This window comes from Streptacidiphilus rugosus AM-16, from assembly GCF_000744655.1.
GTDB classification, from domain to species: Bacteria; Actinomycetota; Actinomycetes; order Streptomycetales; family Streptomycetaceae; genus Streptacidiphilus; species Streptacidiphilus rugosus.
The window spans coordinates 3,693,473-3,712,700 of sequence record NZ_JQMJ01000004.1 but is presented as its reverse complement, the minus strand read 5'-3'; the positions used below and the strand labels follow the sequence as shown (position 1 = coordinate 3,712,700).

The 19,228-nt window shown below is 72.8% G+C and carries 19 protein-coding genes; 9 read left to right on the top strand and 10 right to left on the bottom strand.

All coding sequences use genetic code 11. The annotated features are described in order from the left end of the window. Positions 1 to 134: 134 nt before the first annotated feature. Entirely contained in the window at positions 135 to 1,028 is an 894-nt protein-coding gene (locus tag BS83_RS25820) for a sigma-70 family RNA polymerase sigma factor (protein WP_037605941.1), read from the bottom strand. A gap of 106 nt (positions 1,029 to 1,134) precedes the next feature. On the opposite strand from BS83_RS25820, the gene BS83_RS25815 reads away from it, so the two are divergent. From BS83_RS25815 to BS83_RS25795, 5 genes are all read left to right on the top strand, one after another. Then, the gene (locus tag BS83_RS25815; protein ID WP_037609857.1) at positions 1,135 to 1,908 is read left to right on the top strand and encodes an SDR family oxidoreductase; all 774 of its coding nucleotides are present in this window, start codon (positions 1,135 to 1,137) and stop codon (positions 1,906 to 1,908) included. 214 nt (positions 1,909 to 2,122) lie between these two features. Beyond that, a complete protein-coding gene (locus BS83_RS25810) occupies positions 2,123 to 3,565 on the top strand; it encodes a glycoside hydrolase family 47 protein (protein WP_051943939.1) in 1,443 nt (480 codons plus the stop codon). A gap of 383 nt (positions 3,566 to 3,948) precedes the next feature. Further along, the gene (locus tag BS83_RS25805; RefSeq protein WP_232248488.1) at positions 3,949 to 5,097 is read left to right on the top strand and encodes a S53 family peptidase; all 1,149 of its coding nucleotides are present in this window, start codon (positions 3,949 to 3,951) and stop codon (positions 5,095 to 5,097) included. A gap of 96 nt (positions 5,098 to 5,193) precedes the next feature. After that, on the top strand, positions 5,194 to 5,409 hold the full coding sequence (locus BS83_RS25800) for a helix-turn-helix domain-containing protein (RefSeq protein ID WP_037605939.1): 216 nt from the start codon (positions 5,194 to 5,196) through the stop codon (positions 5,407 to 5,409). A gap of 3 nt (positions 5,410 to 5,412) precedes the next feature. Then, positions 5,413 to 5,973, top strand: a complete 561-nt coding sequence (locus tag BS83_RS25795; RefSeq protein WP_037605938.1) for a Clp protease N-terminal domain-containing protein — start codon at positions 5,413 to 5,415, stop codon at positions 5,971 to 5,973. 8 nt (positions 5,974 to 5,981) lie between these two features. Here the strand turns inward: BS83_RS25795 and BS83_RS25790 are convergent, their stop codons facing one another. From BS83_RS25790 to BS83_RS25770, 5 genes are all read right to left on the bottom strand, one after another. Next, positions 5,982 to 7,217, bottom strand: coding sequence for a permease (locus BS83_RS25790; protein WP_037609855.1), 1,236 nt, complete (start codon positions 7,215 to 7,217; stop codon positions 5,982 to 5,984). A 152-nt stretch (positions 7,218 to 7,369) separates the two neighbouring features. After that, entirely contained in the window at positions 7,370 to 8,641 is a 1,272-nt protein-coding gene (efeB, locus tag BS83_RS25785; RefSeq protein WP_232248487.1) for an iron uptake transporter deferrochelatase/peroxidase subunit, read from the bottom strand. Then, the gene (locus tag BS83_RS25780) at positions 8,638 to 9,831 is read right to left on the bottom strand and encodes an EfeM/EfeO family lipoprotein (RefSeq protein ID WP_037605936.1); all 1,194 of its coding nucleotides are present in this window, start codon (positions 9,829 to 9,831) and stop codon (positions 8,638 to 8,640) included. Before BS83_RS25780 ends, efeB begins: the two co-directional genes overlap by 4 nt. 4 nt (positions 9,832 to 9,835) lie before the next feature. Next, on the bottom strand, positions 9,836 to 10,741 hold the full coding sequence (locus BS83_RS25775; RefSeq protein WP_084714070.1) for an alkaline phosphatase family protein: 906 nt from the start codon (positions 10,739 to 10,741) through the stop codon (positions 9,836 to 9,838). 260 nt (positions 10,742 to 11,001) lie between these two features. Continuing rightward, a complete protein-coding gene (locus BS83_RS25770; protein ID WP_037605934.1) occupies positions 11,002 to 12,426 on the bottom strand; it encodes an aminotransferase-like domain-containing protein in 1,425 nt (474 codons plus the stop codon). 37 nt (positions 12,427 to 12,463) lie between these two features. Between BS83_RS25770 and BS83_RS25765 the strand changes: the two genes are divergently transcribed. After that, positions 12,464 to 13,423 (top strand): DMT family transporter, encoded by a 960-nt coding sequence (locus BS83_RS25765; RefSeq protein ID WP_232248486.1) that lies wholly within the window; start codon positions 12,464 to 12,466, stop codon positions 13,421 to 13,423. 151 nt (positions 13,424 to 13,574) lie between these two features. Here the strand turns inward: BS83_RS25765 and BS83_RS25760 are convergent, their stop codons facing one another. The 3 genes from BS83_RS25760 to BS83_RS25750 all read right to left on the bottom strand — a co-directional run bounded on the left by BS83_RS25760 (position 13,575) and on the right by BS83_RS25750 (position 16,086). After that, positions 13,575 to 14,399: an exodeoxyribonuclease III gene (locus BS83_RS25760; RefSeq protein WP_037605932.1), complete on the bottom strand. Its 825-nt coding sequence runs from the start codon at positions 14,397 to 14,399 to the stop codon at positions 13,575 to 13,577. Between the two features lie 161 nt (positions 14,400 to 14,560). Continuing rightward, complete coding sequence (locus BS83_RS25755; RefSeq protein ID WP_037605930.1) at positions 14,561 to 15,358, bottom strand: thioesterase family protein; 798 nt, start codon at positions 15,356 to 15,358, stop codon at positions 14,561 to 14,563. Between the two features lie 140 nt (positions 15,359 to 15,498). Then, positions 15,499 to 16,086 (bottom strand): hypothetical protein, encoded by a 588-nt coding sequence (locus BS83_RS25750; protein ID WP_037605928.1) that lies wholly within the window; start codon positions 16,084 to 16,086, stop codon positions 15,499 to 15,501. A gap of 210 nt (positions 16,087 to 16,296) precedes the next feature. Here BS83_RS25750 and BS83_RS25745 point away from each other — a divergent pair, with 210 nt between their 5' ends. Beyond that, on the top strand, positions 16,297 to 16,536 hold the full coding sequence (locus BS83_RS25745; protein WP_332262347.1) for an isoamylase early set domain-containing protein: 240 nt from the start codon (positions 16,297 to 16,299) through the stop codon (positions 16,534 to 16,536). A gap of 83 nt (positions 16,537 to 16,619) precedes the next feature. Here BS83_RS25745 and BS83_RS25740 read toward each other — a convergent pair whose 3' ends face one another. Then, entirely contained in the window at positions 16,620 to 18,260 is a 1,641-nt protein-coding gene (locus tag BS83_RS25740; protein WP_037605924.1) for an MFS transporter, read from the bottom strand. Positions 18,261 to 18,396: 136 nt separating this feature from the next. Here BS83_RS25740 and BS83_RS46635 point away from each other — a divergent pair, with 136 nt between their 5' ends. Beyond that, positions 18,397 to 18,534, top strand: coding sequence for a hypothetical protein (locus BS83_RS46635; RefSeq protein WP_198035298.1), 138 nt, complete (start codon positions 18,397 to 18,399; stop codon positions 18,532 to 18,534). A gap of 93 nt (positions 18,535 to 18,627) precedes the next feature. Next, positions 18,628 to 19,215: a winged helix-turn-helix domain-containing protein gene (locus tag BS83_RS25735; protein ID WP_037605922.1), complete on the top strand. Its 588-nt coding sequence runs from the start codon at positions 18,628 to 18,630 to the stop codon at positions 19,213 to 19,215. Positions 19,216 to 19,228 lie beyond the last annotated feature (13 nt).

The window sequence follows — 19,228 nt, the reverse complement described above, 5'->3', positions numbered from 1 at the left end:
GGTCCAACGCCTCGAAGAACCGCGCCCTCAAGTCCTCAAAATCCACGATCCCCGCAACTCCCTGAACTTCAGAGTGTTGCGGGGATCGTTAGAACCCGCCCTTCCGGCCGGGGCCGTCGTGTGCGCCGGGCCGCCTACAGGACGGCGATCTCCAGTGCCCGCAGCCGTTCAGGCTCGGCGATCACCTCGATCTCCGTGATCGCCCCGTCCGCGGCGACGGTGAAGACCAGCACCACGGTGAGGCGGCCGAGCGGCGCCATGACCAGGCCGACCGTGCCGTCGACCAGCGCAGCCTGCGTGGTCCTGGCCCGGTCGACCGAGGCCAGTGCCGCCTTCGCCACCACCTGCGCGCCGCTGAGCCTGATCGGCGTCGGGGTGGGGCCGACCGCGGGGTCCGCACGCAGCACCACGTCCGGATCGAGCAGGGCGACCAGCGCGTCGAAGTCCCCGCCCCTGGAGGCGGTCAGATAGGCGTCCACCACCACGCGCCGCCGGTCGAGATCCGCCGCAGGCGCCGTCGTCGCGCCCTTGACGCGGCGGCGGGCCCGGCTGGCCAGTTGGCGGGTCGCCTCGGGGGTGCGCTCCATCATCACGCTGATCTCCTCGAAGGGGACCGCGAACATGTCGTGCAGCACGAAGGCGAACCGTTCGGCGGGGGAGAGCCGGTCCAGGACGACCAGCATCGCCAGCCCGACCGCGTCGGCCAGCAGCGCCTCCTGCTCGGGGTCGCCGCCGTCCTCCCGCCGGACGACCGGCTCGACCGGTCGTGCGTCCAGCGGATCCTCCGCCCGGTGCTCGCGCGAGCGCAGCCGGTTCAGGCACAGCCGGGCCACCACCGTGGTCAGCCAGCCGCCGAGGTTCTCGATCGGCTCGCCCTCCGGGTCCGCCGAGGCGCGGTCGAGCCGCAGCCAGGCGTCCTGGACGGCGTCGTCGGCCTCGCTGAGGGAGCCCAGCATCCGGTAGGCGACGGCCCGCAGATGCGGCCGGTGTTCCTCGAACCCGAGGCTCAGGAAATCGATCTCGTCCACCGTGTCACGTTCCTTCTTCGCCCGGGGTCAACGCTGCAGGTCCACGAAAACTAACGGACGCCGACGGGAGAAGGCCTCCCGATATCGGAGTCACGAGGGAGTCATGATGACGACGTCACCGATCCTGGTCACCGGCGGCACCGGCACGCTGGGACGGCTGGTGGTACCGCGACTGCGGGAGGCGGGCCGCGAGGTCCGGGTGCTGAGCCGGCACGCGCACGCGGCGGAGGACGGCGTCGACTTCGTCGCCGTCGACCTCGCCACCGGAGGGGGCCTCGACGCGGCGCTCGCCGACGTCGACACCGTGCTGCACCTGGCGGGCGGCCCGAAGGGCGACGAGGCGGCCACCGACAACCTGGTCGCCGCGGCCCGGCGCGCGGACGTGCGGCACCTGGTGCACATCTCCGTGATCGGCGTCGACCGGGTGCCGCTGGCCTGGTTCAGGATGAAGCTGGCCGCGGAGCGGGCCGTCACCGGATCGGGCATCCCCTGCTCCGTGCTGCGCGCCGCCCAGTTCCACGACCTGGCCCTGAAGGTCGCCGCCTCGATGGCGCGGCTTCCTGTCCTGCCCGCGCCGGGCGGCCTGCGGTGGCAGCCGGTCGACGCCAGGGACGTCGCCGCCCGCCTCGCCGAACTGACCCTGTCGGCCCCGGCCGGTCTGGTCCCCGACATCGCCGGCCCCCGCGTCTACGGTCTCGACGACCTGACCCGGGGCTACCTCAGCGCCTGCGGCAAGCACCGCCCGACCCTTCCGCTCCGCGTCCCCGGCAAGGTCGGCCGCGCCTACCGCGCCGGCGACAACCTCACTCTCGACGGCGCGCTCCTCGGCACCCGCACCTGGGAGGACTTCCTCGCCGAGCGCGTCCCGCAGGCGGTCTGAGCACACCGGTCGGACTCCGAGGACTCAGGCGCCGTCGTGGCCGCTGCCAGGCCCGGGCCACCCGTGGCGGTGACGGTCCTGCTCCGGCCGGGGGTGCGCGTCGTCCGTGCCCGCCCCTGGACCGGTGCCGATCGGCGGACCGGGGGCACACGAACGGGTGACCGGCAGGGCGTGCTGATGATGTGACAAGTGGGCAGGATGTCCCACTGGTGGGATGAGCCGCTTCCTCTCCCGTCTCGGTCCCGTCGCCCGTCCGACGCGGCGGAGCGTGCTCACCGCGGGGGCGGGCGGGGTCGCGGCGGCCACGCTCGTGGTGGGGGCGGCCGGTCCTTCGGAGCCGGCGGTGTCGCAGGACGCGCTGATCGCGCAGCAGGTGCGGGACGAGTTCCTGCACGGGTGGCGTGGGTACGTCGCCGCGGCCTGGGGATACGACGAGGTGCGGCCGGTCAGCCGCAGGCGGCACGACTTCTTCGCACCCGGGCACACCTTCGGCCTCTCCATCGTCGAGGCCCTCGACACGCTCTACCTGATGGGGGAGGACGCGGAGGTCACCCGCTGCTGCGAGTGGATCGAGCGGCACCTCGACCCCGTCCAGGACGCGTCCGTCCAGGTCTTCGAGGCCGTGATCCGGCTCGTCGGCGGGCTGCTGTCCGGGCATCTCGCCACCGGCCGCCCGGCGTTGCTGGACCGGGCGCGGCAGTTGGCGGACCGGCTGCTGCCCGCGTTCGCCCACTCGCCGACCGGGATGCCGTACACCCACGTCAACCTGCGCACCGGCGCGGTCCGCGGCGCCGTCTCGACGCTCGCCGAGATCGGCAGCAACGCCTTGGAGTTCGGGTTGCTCAGCCGGCTCACCGGCGACGCCCGCTACTACGACGCCAGCCTGCGGGCCTATCGCGCGGTGCTGGCGCGGCGCAGCGCGCTGGGGCTGCTGGGCACCTCGCTCCATGTCGAGTCCGGACGCTGGGTCGGCTGTGCGGCCGCCGCGCCCAACGCCCCGGTCGACTCCTTCTACGAGTACCTCCAGGTCGGCGGGTCCTTCCTCGGCGACTCCCGACTGACCGACTGGTACCGGCAGTTGACGGACGCGATCGTGCGGCGGCAGGCCGTCGTGAGCGGCGGCAGGCTCTGGTTCCGCCCGGTCGACTTCCGCACCGGCCGGCCCACCGGGGGGAACCGGGCCGGGGAACTGGGCGCGTTCTACGCCGGGCTGCTGGCCAAGGGCGGCGACCTGCGTCGGGGCGCCGCGCACTTCGACGCGTGGACCGCCGTGCTCGACCGGTACGGCGTGCTGCCGGAGGTGGTGGACTTCACCACCCTCGCGGCCGTCGACCGCTCCGGACAGCTGCGGCCCGAGTACGCCAACTCGGCGTTCGACCTGTGGCGGCTGACCGGCGACGACCACTACCGCAGCTGTGCCTACCGCTGGTTCACCGGCATGCGCGGCAGGCAGCGGGTCGAGGGCGGCTACAGCGTCATTCGCGACGTGACCGCGGCGGTGCCCGTCCCCGAGGACCTGACCCCCGGCTACTGGTTCGCGGAGAACCTGAAGTACCTGTGGCTGATGTTCTCCGCGACGCCGCGCTTCGACCTGCGGGCGGGGCTGCTGTCGACCGAGGGCAAGGTGCTGGAGGGCCTGCGCCGCGCCTGGGTCTGATCACTCCCCGGTCCGTTCCCTCGCCGGGTCCGAGGTTCTGTTCTGATTCCCCGCCACCTCTTCGCAGGCCGCACACAGCGTGTTCACACCTGAACTACCGCTTCCGAGCTGCCGTTTGTTGCGCGCAGGTAAACCTGATGATGATCTTCCGTTCATCCCTTGTCATGTTCCGATGAGCGCCGCTAGCGTTCTCGCCAGCTGACACCCCGGCAGAGGGTGTTCAGAGGTTCACCGCTTCGCCATGTTCGAACCGGCGCGGGGAAACCCCCCTGCCGTCGGTCGGACGAGCACGCCCCTTGGACACCCCTTTCACAGGAGGCAGTACGTTGCGTAGCTCTTCGATATTGGTCGTCCCCGCCGCCGCGGCCCTCGCCGTCACTGGAATGCTCGCCGCGAGCCCCGCCCAGGCGGCCGGCCACGGCGTCTCCTGGAGCCGTGCCTGCGCCGTCGATCTGGTGCCGGGTCACGCCTTCTGCAACGCCCTGCACGTGACCAGCGTCGCCGAGCGCGTCAAGGCGCTGGGTGTCACCCCGAACGCGACCCCGTCCGGCTTCGGCCCGTCGGACCTGCTCTCCGCGTACAACCTCCCGGCCAACGGCGGCGCCGGCCAGACGGTCGCCATCGTCGACGCCTACAACGACCCCAACGCCGCCGCCGACATGGCCACCTACCGGTCCCAGTACGGCCTGCCGGCCTGCACCGTGGCCAGCGGCTGCTTCAAGCAGGTGAACCAGAAGGGCAGCACCACCAGCCTGCCGCGCAACAACGCCTCCTGGTCGGGCGAGATCTCGCTCGACCTCGACATGGTCTCGGCGATCGCCCCGAACGCGCACATCATCCTGGTCGAGGCCACCAGTGCCTCGATGACCAACCTGGGCACCGCGGTCAACACCGCGGCCAAGCTCGGCGCCACCGAGATCTCCAACAGCTACGGCGGCTCCGAGTCCTCGGCCGACACCGGCTACGACTCCACCTACTTCAACCACCCGGGCATCGCCATCACCGTTTCCTCCGGTGACAGCGGCTACGGCGTGGAGTACCCGGCGGCCTCGCCGAACGTCACCGCCGTCGGCGGCACCGCGCTCACCAAGGCGTCCAACTCGCGTGGTTGGAGCGAGAGCGTGTGGAACACCAGCTCCACCGAGGGTGCGAGCTCGGGCTGCTCCGCCTACGAGCCCAAGCCGGGCTGGCAGAAGGACTCCGGCTGCTCGAAGCGCACCGTCGCCGACGTGTCCGCGGTCGCCGACCCGGCCACCGGTGTCGCGGTCTACCAGACCTACGGCGGCAGCGGCTGGGCCGTCTACGGCGGGACCTCGGTGGCGGCGCCGCTCATCGCCGGCGTCTACGCCGACGCGGGCGCGCACGCGGCGATCCCGGCGGCCAACCTGTACGCGCACACCTCGTCGCTGAACGACGTGACGGTCGGCTCGACCGCCGGCTGCAGCCCCGCCTACCTCTGCACCGCCGAGGTCGGCTACGACGGCCCGACGGGCCTGGGCACCCCGAACGGTCTGACGGCCTTCACCGGCTGACGCTCCGCACCCTCCCTCTCCGGTCCGGCCGGGCCTGACGCCGGGGCGATGTCAACGTGGGTTGACGTCGCCCCGGCGTCAACGTATGTTGACACCATGAGCGAAACCCGACAGCTCGCGGACGCCGCGGGCAGCCGCGACCCCGCCGTGGGACTGCGCGCCGTGCGCGCCCTGCAGGCCCTCGCGGAGCGCCTGGAGGCGCTGCAGGTGGGCAATGCCCGAGGTCAGGGCTGGTCCTGGCAGGACATCGCGGAATGCCTCGGCGTCAGCCGGCAGGCCGTCCACAAGAAGTACGCGAAGGGAAGGGAGTAGGCCATGCTGGAGACCTTCAGCCCGGCGGCGCGCCGCTGCGTCGAGTCCGCACGCGAGGAGGCCGTCCTCCTCCGCCACGACTTCCTCGGCACCGAGCACCTGCTGCTGGGCCTGCTGCGGCAGGACACCGACCCGGCGGCCCGGCTGCTCGCCGACGCGGGCCTCACCCTGGAGGACGCCAGGGCCGCCGTCCGACGGCTCCTCGCCGGCGGCGGACCGGCCGGCGTCGACCCGCTGGACGCGGACGCGCTGCGCAGCATCGGGATCGATCTCGCCGAGGTCACCGACCAGGTCGAGTCCGTCTTCGGCCCCGGCGCCCTCGCCGCACCCGACCCGGCCCCGGCAAGGACCGCGACCCTCCGCGTCCGGATGACCGGACGCGCCAAGCAGAGCCTCGCCCTCGCACTGCGCGCCGCGCGGGCGTCCCGTTCCGGCCGCCGGATCGAGTGCGCGCACCTGCTCCTCGGTCTCCTCCGCGAGGGCGGCGGCCTGGCCCGCGCGGTCCTGCTGGACGCGGGCGTGGACCTCGCCTCGCTCGAACGGGCGGCCGAAGGAGTCGCCTGACCACGGGGTCAGTGGTGCTCGTGGTGGCCGTCGTGCTCGTCGTGACCTCCAGGACCGCTGTGCCCGCTGTGCCCGCCATGACCGGCATGACCGGCATGACCGGCGTCCGGGGAGCCGCCCATCATGGCGAGCATCTGCCGGCCGCCGGTGCGGTGGAAGCGGACCAGGAGCGCCGCCGCCAGCAGCAGGAATGCGATGTTCAGGAAGGTGGTGTAGTTCCAACTGACCTCGTCCATGGGGATCGTGGCGTCGGCCTGGTCCGGCACCAGGCCCAGCCCGCCGAAGACCAGCTCGACCGCGTAGCCGGCCACGACCATGGCCAGGTAGAAGGTGCCCGCCAGGTAGAGCGCCATCCGGGTGCCGTAGTACTTCCGGTAGATGTTCAGGATCGGCAGGATCAGCAGGTCCGCGAAGATGAAGGCCACCACGCCGCCGAAGCTGATCCCGCCCTTCCACAGCACCACCGCCAGCGGCACGTTGCCGATGGAGCAGACGAAGGAGACCACCGCCACGACGGGGCCGATCAGCGGGCCCCAGATCTTGGACGCGAGCGGGTGGCCGGCGAAGAAGAAGTTCTGCCAGAAGGAGTCCGGCACCCAGGCGGCGATCGCGCCGGCGATCAGCAGCCCGAGGACCAGATCGCGCAGGATCGCCGCCCACTCCATCACGAAGACGTGGGAGACGGCGGTCCAGCCCTGCCGGGAGACCAGCCGCCGCCGGAACGAGCCCTCCGCGTCGACCGACATGTCCATCGCCGCATGGCCCTCCATCGACCCGGCCACTCCGCGCTCGGCCTGCTCGCGCGCCTCGCGCAGCAGGCGGTCCCTGAGGGTGAGCCGGAACAGCACGGCCAGCACCACGATCATGATCGGACCGCCGGTGAACTCCGCCAGGGTGAACTGCCAGCCCATCAGCAGGGCCAGAATCACCCCGAGTTCGAGGACCAGGTTGGTCGAGGCGATCTCGAAGGCCATCGCGGCGGTGAAGTCCGCGCCGCGCCGGAACAGCGACCGGGCCAGCGCGACGGCGGCGTAGGAGCAGGACGACGAGGCCGCACCCAGCCCCGACGCGACGGCGAGCGTCCGCGGACGGTCGTCACCCATCAGTCGGACGACGGTCGCCTTGCGGACGACCGCCTGCACGATCGCGGACAGCAGGAAGCCGAGGATCAGCGCCCAGGTGATGGCCCAGGTCATGGATCCGGTGATGGACAGGGCATGGAGGACTGCGTGTACGGCCGACATGATCGCGAGCATACCCCTATGGGGTATCGAGCGCAGTTGATTGACATGCCGTCACCCTGCGAGTCACCGATCGGCGTTCCCGTACCGGTGAGTCAGCGCGGCCCGGAGCCTCCCGGCGTCCTGACGCTTCGACCTCGCCTCGGTCCGCCGCGCTAGCGGCGCAGCAGGCCCGAGGCCAGGGTGTCGTGGGGGCCGCGGACGCCGGGGAGGGCGAAGAAGTAGCCGCCGCCGGTCGGGGAGATGTAGTCGACCAGGGGCTCGCCCGCCAGGCGGGCCTGGACGGCGGCGAACTGGCGGGAGACGTCCTGCTGGTAGCAGCAGAAGAGGAGCCCCATGTCCAGGTTGCCGTCGAGGTCGAGGCCGCGCTCGTAGTTGTAGCCGCGGCGCAGGATCTGCTGGTCGGCGGTGGCCGGGGTACGCGGGTTGGCCAGGCGGATGTGGGCGTCCATGGGGACGTACAGGCCCTGCGGGTCGGCGTGGTAGGCCGGGACGTCCGACTCCGCGGAGCCGTCCAGCGGCGCACCGGAGTCACGGCGGCGGCCGATCATGCGTTCCTGCTCGTTCAGCGAGACCCGGTCCCAGAACTCCACCAGCATCCGGATGATGCGGACCACCTGGTAGGAGCCGCCCTCGGTCCAGGCCGGCTCGCCGCCCCTGCCGCCGTGGGTCCACACCAGGGCGTCGGTGGCGGCGGCGCTGGTGGTGTCCGGGTTGGCGATCCCGTCCTTGAAGCCGAGGTGGTTGCGCGGGGCGCCGGTCGGGCGCGGGGCCGCGTGGCTGCCGTCGATCTTCCAGCGCGCCTGGATCGCGCCCCGGGTGTGCCGGGTGATGTCCCGCAGCGCGTGGGTGACCGTGTCGCGCGAGTCCGCGCACAGCTGCAGCGAGAGGTCGCCGTGCAGTTCGGTGGAGTGGGCCATGTCGTCGTCGGGGAAGACCGGCATGGCGGTCAGCTTGGCCGGGCGCAGCCCGGCGAGGCCGTACCGGTGGTCGTCGAACAGGGACGCGCCGACGCCGACGGTGACGGTCAGTCCGTCCGAGGGCAGCGCCGGACCGAGGGTGCCGCTGTCGGTCGGGGCCGAGGCGAGGTCCGTCGCCGGGACCTGGCCGCCGGCGGTGAGGCGGCGGATGCGGTCGGTCAGGACGCCGAAGAGGTCCTGCAGTGCCGCCCGGTCCTGGGCGATGACGTCGAAGGAGACGAAGCTCGCCGCCGCCTGCGGCGGGGTGAGGATCCCGGCCTGGTGCGGTCCCTCGAAGGGGATCACCCGGCCCGAGCCCGTCGGCTGCGAGCCGGCGGGCACTGCGCCCGCCGCCTGCGCGGTGTCCGCGGCGGTCGCGCCGAGCGCGGCGACCCCGACGACGCCGGCCGTCGCCCGCTGCAGGAAGCCGCGCCGTCCGAAGGCGGGCTGACGGTCACTCATGGTCATGCGTCGTTCCTCGCGGCGAGCAGGTTGGGAATGCGGGCGAGCTGTTCCAGCAGGGCGCCGAGCGCGCCGTCCAGGCGCTCGCGCGTGCTCCGGTCCAGACCGGCCGCGGCGGGCCACGAGGCCTGCCCGGCGCGGGCGGCGGCCAGTTCGGCGCGGAGCGCCGTCAGCTGCCCCTCCAGGCCGTCGACCAGGCCCGGGTCGCGCTCCCGCAGCAGCGGCGTGAGCAGCGACAGCACCTCCTGGGTGCCCTGGACGTTCGCGTCCAGCGTCGCCAGCGTGGTGCCCGCGCCCTGGTCGTCGTGGCCGGTGAGCTGGAACTGCAGGGCGTTCTCGAGGATCTCGTGCGTGCGCAGCGGCAGGTCCTCGGAGTCGATGTCCTCGCTGGGGAAGTCGGCGATCAGCCCGGTGACGTCGGCCACCAGCTTCTGCGTCAGCGGCCGCACCCGCCCGGCGGGGGCGCCGTGCCACAGTGCGTGCTCGATCGCCAGGAAACCGGTCCAGCCGGAGTCGTCCACCCCGTCCGGCAGCCCGTCGGGGCGGCCGTCGATCGAGCCGTCGAAGTCGCCGAAGGAGTTGTACGCCGCGCCGAGCCGCTCGTAGGCGAGGTGCGCGGGCAGCCAGTCGGAGCGCGCGGCGGGCAGGTCGCCACGGGCGACGTCGGCGTCCAGCGTGCGGGCCGCGGCCAGCAGTCCGGGCAGCGCGGCGGAGACCCACGCCCGGTAGCCGGTGACAGGTTGCTCCAGATCGGTGCTGGTCATCGGCCGGTACCCGGACTCGGCGCCGGACGCCTGCCCGGTGACCGCGAAGGGTGCGGAGGTCACCACCGGGCCGTCGGAGAAGACGCAGCGCAGCGCGTAGCGCCCGGCGGCCGGCGAGCCGGTCAGCGGCAGCGTGTGGCGCGGGCCGAGCCAGCGGATCTCGGCGAAGGCGCGCGCGCCGGTGGGGTCGGTCAGGTAGACCGTGACGAAGGTCGGCGCGGCGTCGGTGACGTCGAAGGCGACCGGGCCGGCGGGCAGGCGGGCCGGCGGCGCGCCGCAGCTGTGCCGGTCGACGCTGACGGTGAGCGGGGCCGGTGCGGCGGTGGCCGGGGCGTCGTCGGAGCCGAGCGCGACGGCGAGGGCGCCGCCCGCCACCGTCAGGGCGAGAGCCCCGGCGAGCAGCGGGCGGCGGAACCGGGGACGAGCGGACAACGCGTCAGCCCCAGATGTCGGTGATCGGCGTGGCGGACGCGGCGCTGCCGGTCTTGGCCAGGCCGTACATCTGCTCCAGGGTGGAGAGCACGTTGTAGTGGTTGATCTTCTCGGAGTACTGGCCGGTGACGACGTTCGCGCCGGAGAAGATGGTCGCGATCTGGTTGCTCTCGGTCGAGTCGTCCTCGTCCCAGGTGACGATCAGCAGGCTGTTGTTGGCCTTGGCCCAGGTGGCGTAGGCGGACAGGTTGTTCTTCAGCCAGGTGTCGCCCGCGGCGACGGTGCCGTCGTGCATGTCGTCGTTCAGGTTCGGGATGACGAACGAGAGCGTCGGCAGGCTCGCGTAGTTGGAGCTGGACGGGAACGAGGTGAAGGGCACCGAGTCCGCGCCGGGGACGTTGCTGAAGTTGATCCACGGGGAGTGCTTGCGCGCGTACTTGCCGGAGGTGCAGACGGTCGAACCGGTGCTCGGCAGGCCCTCGGAGTAGCCCTTGAAGGTGTCCCCGGCGGCCAGCAGCTCGGAGCCCAGGTTGGCGGTGGTGCCCTCGCTGACCGGGCACTTGTCGGAGGAGAGACCGAAGGTGCTGCCCGCGAAGAGCGCCATGTAGTTGGGCTCGCTCGGGTGGGTGACGGCGAAGGACTGCGTCATCAGCGCGCCGCCGTTGGCCAGCGAGTTGATGTAGGGCGCGGAGCTGCTGCCGATGATCTCGTTGTACGCGTGGTTCTCCTCCATGACCACAACGACGTGCGAGTAGGTGGGCAGGGTCGAGGCGGCGAGCTGGGCGTGCACGGCGTCGGCCTTGGGCGAGGCGGCCTGCGCACCGGCCTGCGGCGCGAGCGCGACGGCCGCGATCGCGGCGCCGGCCGCGGCAACGGTGCAGGCGGTGAAGAGGCGGGACTTGGGACGCATGGGGTTCACTCCCGGGCGAGGTGGCGTGCGTGGCCTGACTTCCTGTCACCGGTCATGCTCGGCCCGGCAGGTGCCGCGCCGCTGACGAGTTCGCGTCAGCGGAGTGAACTGTAGCCTTCCGCACCCGTGAAACCCGGCATCCCGCCGGGATCGCGGCATTCCGGAATCCCAGCGTCCTGGCGTGCCGACGCGCCGACGTGGCGAAGCGGGAGTCGTGTCGGATCGCATCGCGTAGCGCCGGGCGGGCCCGTCGGTCCGGTTCAGCCGCGACGCGAGCCCTCCTGCTCGGACAGGGCCCGGCCGATGGCCCGGGCGCCGTCGGGGAAGGCGCCGGGGTTCGGGCCGGAGTAGTTCAGCCGCAGGTGCTTCCCTGTCGGCTCCGCGGGGAACCACTCGTCGCCGGGGGCGATCACGACGCCCGCCGACTCGCAGTCGCGGGCGAGGCGCGGCAGGTCGGTGCTGTCCGGAAGGCGCGCCCAGAGGTTGAGGCCGCCCTGTGGCACGGCCTCGATCACGGCCCCGGGCGCGTGCTCGCGCAGCGCGCCGACCAGGAGGTCCCGGCGGGCGGCGAGTTGGTGACGGAGGTGACGCAGGTGGGTGCGCCACGCCGGCTGGGTGACCACGTCGAGCGCGACGGCCTGGAGGAGGCCGCTGACGTACATGGACTCCGCCTGGGCGTCCGCCAGGATCCGCTCCCTGGCCGGGCCGCGGGCGACGACGGCGGCGATGCGGACGGAGGGGGAGACGCTCTTGGTCAGGGAGCGCAGATAGACGACGTGCCCGCCGTCGTCCTGTGCGGCGATCGGCGCCGGGTCCGCGGTGATGCCGAAGTCGTGGGCCCAGTCGTCCTCGACGAGGAACGCGCCGTGGCTGCGCACCAGGTCGAGGACCTGCTCCGCCAGCGCCGGCGACCAGCGCGCACCCGTGGGGTTGGCGAAGTTCGGCTGGGCGTAGAAGGCGCGGGCCCCGGTCCGCTCGAAGGCCCGGGCCAGCTCGTCGACGTCGGGGCCCTGCGGTCCGCTCGGGACGGGCACGACCTGCACGCCCGCCTGTGCGGCGGCCAGGATCGCCCCCCAGTAGGTCGGCGACTCCAGCAGCAGCGGCCGGCCGGCCCCGACCAGAGCGCGGAAGGCGGTGCTCAGTCCGCTCTGGCTGCCGGGGAAGACGACGACGTCGCCGGGCGTCGGCGGCGCCGCTCCGGCCCGCGTCGCGCCGCCGAGCTCCGCCGCGAACCACGCCTGCAGCTCCGGCAGTCCGGCGGCCGGGGGCCGGCTCACCGCCGCGTCGCCGCGAGCCGCGCGGGTGAAGGCGGACCGCACCAGCCGCTCGGGCAGCAACTCCCGGTCCGGGTAGCCCGAGTGGAGCGCGATCACGTCGTTGGGCAGGGTCCGCAGCGCGGAGGACAGCTGCGGCATCCGGTTCTGCGGAGAGCCGAGCGCCCCGGTCTGCCATCCGTAGTCATGAGGGCGCGCCACGCGGATCGCGCGGACGAAGGTGCCGATCCCCGTCCGGCTCTCCACCAGGCCCTGCGCGGTGAGGGCGCGCAGCGCCTTCTGCACGGTGACCGGGCTCGCTCCGTACCGGGCGACGAGCGCCCGGGTGGACGGCAGTTTCGCGCCCGGCGCGGCGGTCTCGATCCACTCGCGGAGCTCGGCGGCGATCCGCGAGCTGCTATCGTTGTCCATGAAGCATAAGAGTAGCGCTACTGTCCAGCGAGACCCGGTGCTATCCCACTCCAGAGCCGGTCTCGCCTGGGGACTGCTCGGGGTCACGGCCTTCTCGTTCACCGTCCCCTTCACCCGGGTGGCGGTCGCCGAGGGCGGCATGGCGCCGCTGTTCATCGGCGGCGGCCGGGCGGTGATAGCCGCGCTGCTCGCGGCCGCCGCCCTCGCGTTCACCCGGCAGCGCCTGCCGCGCGGCGTCCAGTGGGCCAGGCTGGCCGTGGTCGCGGGCGGCGTGGTCGTCGGCTTCCCGGTGCTCACCTCCTTCGCGCTGGCCACCGCCTCGGCCGGCCACAGCGCCGTCGTCATCGCCCTGCTGCCCGCCGCGACCGCGGTGCTGGCGGTACTGCGCGGCCACGAGCGGCCGCCGACCCGGTTCTGGGTCCTGGCCGCGGTCGGTGCGACGGCGGCCCTCCTCTTCGCCTCCGTGCAGGGGGCCGCGTTCAGCGGTCTGCACTGGTCGGACCTGCTGCTGCTCGGCGCCGTGCTGGCGGCCGGTATCGGCTACGCCGAAGGCGGCCTGCTGGCCCGTCAGCTCGGGGCGTGGCAGACGATCTCCTGGGCGCTGGTGCTCTCTTCGCCGCTGATGCTGCTGCTGACCCTCTTCTCGATGCGGCAGCATCCGCCGACCGGCACCCCGCTCCAGTGGGCGGCGTTCGGCTACCTGGGCGTGGTGAGCATGTTCCTGGGCTTCTTCGCCTGGTACCGCGGGCTCGCGGTCGGGCCGATGACGCAGGTGAGCCAGGTGCAGCTGGTCCAGCCGGTGCTGACGATCTGCTGGGCCGCCTCGTTCCTCGGCGAGCCGCTCACCTGGCCGGTCGTCCTCGGCGGCCTCACCGTGATCGCCGGCGCCGGCGCCGCCGTCCGCACCCGGCTCGGCCGGACGGCGACGGGGACGGCGAAGGCCACCGCGCCCCAACGGGCGGAGACGCCGGAGCGGGCCGGAGCGCCGCGAGGGTGACGTGCGCCGCTCCCGCGCGGCGGCGCCCCTGGCGACACGTCCTCCGGTCTCCCGCGGCGCGCGGGTCGCCCTGACCCCGGTGCCCGACCCCTGCCCTCCGAACTGCCGAGCCCCGACCGGCCGAGCCCCCGGACCGGCCGAGCCAGGCGGGCTAGCGGGGCTGGATGGTGAAGTCGAACTCGACCGTCACCGGTGCGTGGTCGCTCCAGCGCTCGGGGTGGGTGGCGGCGCGCTCGACCACGGCCGAGGTGGCCAGGGAGGCGAGCCCGGCGGTGGCGGTGACGTAGTCGATGCGCCAGCCGGAGTCCGCGTCGAAGGCGCGCCCGCGGTAGGACCACCAGGTGTACGGGCCCGCGACGTCGGGGTGGAGCCGGCGCACGGTGTCCACGTAGCCGACCTCGTCGAAGACCCGGGACAGCCAGGCGCGCTCCTCGGGGAGGAAACCGGCCTTCTTCTGGTTGGCCTTCCAGTTCTTGAGGTCCGCCTCCCGGTGGGCGATGTTCCAGTCGCCGCAGACGACGACCTCGCGGCCCTGGGCGGCGGCGCGCTCGCGCATCACCTTCAGGTGGTCGACGAACTCCGCCATGAAGCGTTCCTTCTCGTCCTGCCGCGGCGTGCCGACATCGCCCGAGGGCAGGTAGAGGCTGGCCACCGTGAGGCCGGGCAGGTCGATCTCGGCGTAGCGGCCCGAGCCGTCGAACTCGTCCGAGCCGAAACCGATCTTCCGCCGCTCCGGCTCCACCCGGGACAGCACCGCCACGCCCGCGCGGCCCTTGGCCGTCTTCGACGGGGCCCACAGGACGTGCCAGCCGGCCGGCTCGGCGACCTCGGCGAGCAGCTGCTCGGGCTCCGCGCGGACCTCCTGGAGGCAGATCACGTCCGCCCTGGTCGCGGCGAGCCACTCGACGTAGCCCTTGGTGGAGGCGGCGCGCAGGCCGTTGACGTTGGCGGTGGTGATGATCACCGAGCGGTCCATCCCTTCGGTTTCCCCGGCCGGGGTGCGATACCCCGTGACCCTGCTGACCTGGGGAGGCGACGAGACCCGATCCTAGACGCTGCCGCCCTCCGGTTCCGAAAGCCCTGGGTGGCGCCTCGCCTCGGCGCCCCGCAGGATCCACGCGTCAGGGTGGCCGGGCCTCAGCGCGGGTTGACGAAGAGACTCTGCGCCGAGCGGCCGATGACGCCCTTGGCGTCCAGCAACTGCGCGTCGGCGACGCCGATGCCGGCTTCGTCGATGGCGGTGCGCGCGTCGAGGCCGACCCATTCGCCGACCGGCGGTCGCCGCAGGTGCACGGTGAGGTCGGGGTTGACGTAGACGTGGCGGCGGATGTCCAGTTCGCCCGAGACGCCGTTGCCGGAGTCGGCGGCGACCAGCACCCGGACCAGCCCGGAGGGCTCCTCGTCCGGCAGCAGCGGCACCCGCATCCGGAACCAGGCGCAGGCCGGGCCGGGCTCGGTCGCCGAGCCGCGGGCGAAGCGCGTCTCCACCGACGTGTGGTAGCCCTCGTCCCACGGCAGCGGGAAGCTCATGACCGGGGACTCGTCCGGCCCCGGTACGGTCACCGGCGGCTCGACCGTCGGCGCTGTGCCCGCTTCGCCGACGCGGATCCGCAGCGCGGCGACGCGCATCGCCACCCGGCCGTCGGCGGCCCGCAGTTCCGCCTCCACCCGCTCCACGCTCCGCCCGGTCTCCGCCTCCCGCACCGCGACGGTGACCTCGCCGAGCGGCACCGGCCGCAGGATCTCGAAGGTCATCCGCACCACCCGGAACCCCTCCCGCGCACCGGGGCGCCGCTCCACCGCCCGGCCCAGCAGCGCGGCGGGCGGCCCGGCATGCTGGGAGTCGGGCGACCAGGGCCCGCGGGTCGCGGCGGTGGCGAGAAAGCGGCCTTCGCGGGCGTCGCCGAGGGGCAGGAAGAAGGCGTCAGCGGTCATTACCGAAGAGTAACCACAAGTGTCGCGGAAGGGGAGGGCAGGGGGTGGGCGCGGTGGGAGCCGCCTCGGGCGGCGGCGCGGACGTCGCGGGGCGGCGGATGCATCCGCCGTGCCCGCCACTCCGGCGTGATGTCACGCGGTCAGCTGAAGGCCATGGGGCAACCGCGACGGAGTGAGTGCTGGGCGGCGCGGAGGTAGAGCGCGACGTAGAAGGCGGTGTCGAGGTCCTGCGCCCATCGCCCCGGCCGCAGGGCGGCGAGTCCGCTCGCGGCGCCGTCCCTGAACCACATGGTCAGATCCAGGTTGTCGCACATCGCCGGCACCTCGGCGGGCAGGTCGATCGCCGCGGCCAGCCTCTCCGCGATCGCCAGCACCTGCCGGGCCCCGGCGATCACGGTCTCCTCCGTGCAGCCGGACTCGATCGGCAGGCAGATCTCCTCCTTCAGGGAGAGCGGGACCAGCACGGTCCAGCCGCAGATCGTCCCGGCGTCCTGAGGCCCCAGTTCTGCCCGGCACAGTGCGTCGAAGCCGTCCATGGGCGGAATCAGCTTCTCCTCGAAGCTCTGACCGGAACCGCGGACGAACGCGGACTCCTCCGGCACGGACGTGTAGGACGTCAGGCCCCGGCGCGTCAGCTCCTCGTTCAGCGCCGCGGCGGTGCGGCCCCAGCCGCCCTCGTCCTCGTCGAACCATTCCTCCGCGCCGATGCTGACCAGGTACATGCCCATGACCGCACGCTAGGGCAGCCCACTGACAGGGTCGCTACCCTCCGGTAACGACAGTGCGCCGGGCGTCGGAGCCCGGGCTCCCTTTTGTCCGCGCGCCGCATCGGCCATGCTGTGGACCTGAGAACGAAGGCCGAGGGGCGGCTTCGGCGCGGCGGGAGGGAGAACGAGGCGATGCTCTCGCGGACACGACTGTTCGGAGGCAGGACGCGGGTGACGTTCCGACTGGCGGCGCAGGAGCCCGCCGGGACGGTCAGCGTGGTGGGTGACTTCAACGGCTGGCAGCCCGGCGTCGCCGAGCTGGTCACCCGCAGGGACGGGACCCGGACGGTGAGCGTCTCGTTCCCGCCCGGCGAGCACAGGTTCCGGTATCTGGCGACGGGCGGCGTCTGGTTCGACGACGACTACGCGGACCGGATAGACCCGCAGGGCAGCCTGATCAGGGTCGAGTAGGGGTCGAGGCGACGCCGGGCCCGGGCCAGGGGCAGTTCGTGCGCCCCGGACCCGGGCCCCCGCGACCGCCGACGGACGGCGGATCAGTCGCTGATCTCGCCGCCCGTCGCCGGAGCGCGGCCGTGCCGCATCAGCAGCGCCACGACCAGCCCGAGCGCGCCGCACCCCGCGGCCAGCAGCAGGCCGTTCTGGTAGCCGGTGAAGCCGTTCAGGTCGGGGATCACGTTGAAGCCTCCGGTCGCCGACGCGGCGATGCCCGTGATGGTGACCTTCACCTTCAGCGGGTCGGCCCGCAGGAACGCCGTCAGCGCGCCGGTGCCCACCGAGGTCGCCAGGCTGTTGACGACGCCCAGCATGCCCGCGCTGATGCCCTGTTGACGGGCCGGCACCGCCTCGATCATCAGGTTCGGGCAGGCCGCGTAGAACGCGCCGAAGCCGATGCCGAAGATCGCCGCGAAGAGCCCGTACTGCCACTTGGAGTGCGGGTAGAAGGCGTAGAGCAGCGTGGAGACCGTGAAGACGGTCATCGCGACGATCAGCGGCAGTCGCGGTCCGACCTTGCGGGACAGCTCGCCCGCGCCGGCGCCGGACAGCATCCCGAAGCCGCCCGAGTAGACCGCCGAGTAGACCCCGTACATCAGCAGCGAGGCGCCGAGACCGTAGGCCAGCGTCGAGTTGAAGACCGTGTGGAACAGCGGCGCCATCGACGGCGGAAGGGTCTGCCCGCTCGCTCCGGAGAGGGCGGTCTGCAGGATCTTCCCGTGCAACTGCTGCTCGTTGGGCGTCTGCAGCATGTAGGGGATGCTGTAGCCCTGGATCCCGATCACCATGCTGCCGAGCGTCGCGGCGGCCAGCACGACGAGCACCTTCGGCGAGAACAGCAGCTTCATGTCCATGATCGGGTCCGGTACCACCCGCTCCACCAGGAGGAAGGCGAGCAGCAGCACCAGCCCGCCGACCAGGTAGGCGACCGAGTTCCAGCGACCCCAGCCCCAGACCGCGCCGTTGGACAGGTAGACCAGCACCAGCCCGACCCCGCACCCCAGCAGCAGGGCTCCCGCGACGTCGAGCCTCTGGTTGCTGCGCAGCGTGGTCTCCGGCACCACCCACACCATCAGCGGCACCATCACGCCCACGAAGATGAGCAGGAACCAGAAGAGCGAGCGCCAGCCGTACGCGTCGAGCAGCCAGCCGCCGAGCAGCGGTGCGAAGAGCGCCGACATGCCCAGGCCGGTGGCCACCACCCCGATCGCCGCCGGAATGTAACGTCTGGGCAGGATGTCGCGGAAGAGGCCGTAGGCGACGGTGGGCGCCGAGATGGCGACCGCCTCCAGCCCGCGGCCGACAAGGAAGAGCCACCAGCTGCTGGTCAACGCGCAGATGAGGGTGCCGAACGCGAAGGAGACGCCGGAGACCAGCATCATCCGCCGCTTGCCCCACAGGTCGGACATCTTGCCGAAGATCGGGGTGGTGGCCCCGCCGACCAGGCCGAAGATGATGACCATCCAGCTGATGTTGGCCCCGACGCCCGGGAAGCTGGGCGAGATCTGCCGGGCGGCCGAGGCGACCATCGTGTACTGCAGCGCGGCGATCTCGGCGAAGAGCACGACGACGCCGACGACCGCGAAGATGCGCAGTCGTGAGGCGCCGTCGAGGCGGTTGGTGGAGACGGGCTCGGGGTCGGGGGAGGGCGGTGACTGGACGGGGTCCGGTGCGGAGGTCACGAGGCGGCTCCTAGTGGTCCAGGGGTGCGGATGGCCCCGGACGGGTCGTCCGCAGGGTGTGTATCTAACAGACCGTCAGAAAGAAGGGAAGATGAAGGGAACAGCGAGCCTGGCCTGCATCTGCTTCAATAGGGGCATGGACCTGATCACGGACGGCGGCGCGGTGCGCGCGGAGGCGGCCCTGCCCGTCCTCGAGCCGTTCTGGCCGTCGCGCCAGCAGTTCCACTTCGACCAGACCTGTCGCCGCTGTACGCGCGCGTCGGCCTGGATCTGACCAGCCCGTTCAGGCTCTCTCGACGCGCAGACGCACGGCAGTTCCGCTGGACTCCGCCCCGTGCCCGCCCCTCCGCGTGAATCGAGTCCCGACATGTCTGTTTCCGTCCTGAACCCCGCCCCGACCGGCGCCGTTCCGCTGCCCCGGCTCCGCTCGGTGCGACCGGAGGAGTCCGCGGGCGAGAGCGGGCAGCCGGCCCGGCCCGGCGTGTACCGCCTGCCCGAGCACGTCGTCGCCGGGCTCCAGCCGGCCGCGGCCGATGTGCCGCTGGTCGGCTACCTGGTGCTGGTGCCCGCCGGCAGCGCCCCGGTGTTCGCGCCCACGCTGACCTCGGCGCCCGTGACCGAGGCTGCCCCGACCCCGGCCGCCGCCCCGGCCGTGCGGTCGGACCAAGGGATCGCGCTGGACCCGGAGTTGCGCACCGCGCGCCTCGACGGCGAACTTCTGGAGCTCACCTACCTGGAGTTCGAACTGCTCGCCCACCTCACCGCGCACCCGCACCGGGTGCACACCCGCGACCGGCTGGTCGAGGCGGTCTGGGGCTACGGACACGTGGGCGACGGCCGGACCGTCGACGTGCACGTGGCCCGGCTGCGGCGCAAGCTCGGCGCCGGCTACCGCAACCGCATCGTGACGGTCCGTCGGGTCGGCTACAAGTACGTTCCGCCGACCGCCCGTTGAGCACTGTCCAGGA

Bases quoted from the DNA above. Each gene is read 5' to 3' on its own strand.
- BS83_RS25815 (WP_037609857.1), top strand. From the start codon at position 1,135: ATGACGACGTCACCGATCCTGGTCACCGGCGGCACCGGCACGCTGGGA.
- BS83_RS25810 (WP_051943939.1), top strand. From the start codon at position 2,123: ATGAGCCGCTTCCTCTCCCGTCTCGGTCCCGTCGCCCGTCCGACGCGG.
- BS83_RS25805 (WP_232248488.1), top strand. From the start codon at position 3,949: ATGCTCGCCGCGAGCCCCGCCCAGGCGGCCGGCCACGGCGTCTCCTGG.
- BS83_RS25800 (WP_037605939.1), top strand. From the start codon at position 5,194: ATGAGCGAAACCCGACAGCTCGCGGACGCCGCGGGCAGCCGCGACCCC.
- BS83_RS25795 (WP_037605938.1), top strand. From the start codon at position 5,413: ATGCTGGAGACCTTCAGCCCGGCGGCGCGCCGCTGCGTCGAGTCCGCA.
- BS83_RS25790 (WP_037609855.1), bottom strand. From the start codon at position 7,217: ATGTCGGCCGTACACGCAGTCCTCCATGCCCTGTCCATCACCGGATCC.
- efeB (WP_232248487.1), bottom strand. From the start codon at position 8,641: ATGACCATGAGTGACCGTCAGCCCGCCTTCGGACGGCGCGGCTTCCTG.
- BS83_RS25775 (WP_084714070.1), bottom strand. From the start codon at position 10,741: ATGCGTCCCAAGTCCCGCCTCTTCACCGCCTGCACCGTTGCCGCGGCC.
- BS83_RS25770 (WP_037605934.1), bottom strand. From the start codon at position 12,426: ATGGACAACGATAGCAGCTCGCGGATCGCCGCCGAGCTCCGCGAGTGG.
- BS83_RS25760 (WP_037605932.1), bottom strand. From the start codon at position 14,399: ATGGACCGCTCGGTGATCATCACCACCGCCAACGTCAACGGCCTGCGC.
- BS83_RS25755 (WP_037605930.1), bottom strand. From the start codon at position 15,358: ATGACCGCTGACGCCTTCTTCCTGCCCCTCGGCGACGCCCGCGAAGGC.
- BS83_RS25750 (WP_037605928.1), bottom strand. From the start codon at position 16,086: ATGGGCATGTACCTGGTCAGCATCGGCGCGGAGGAATGGTTCGACGAG.
- BS83_RS46635 (WP_198035298.1), top strand. From the start codon at position 18,397: ATGGACCTGATCACGGACGGCGGCGCGGTGCGCGCGGAGGCGGCCCTG.
- BS83_RS25735 (WP_037605922.1), top strand. From the start codon at position 18,628: ATGTCTGTTTCCGTCCTGAACCCCGCCCCGACCGGCGCCGTTCCGCTG.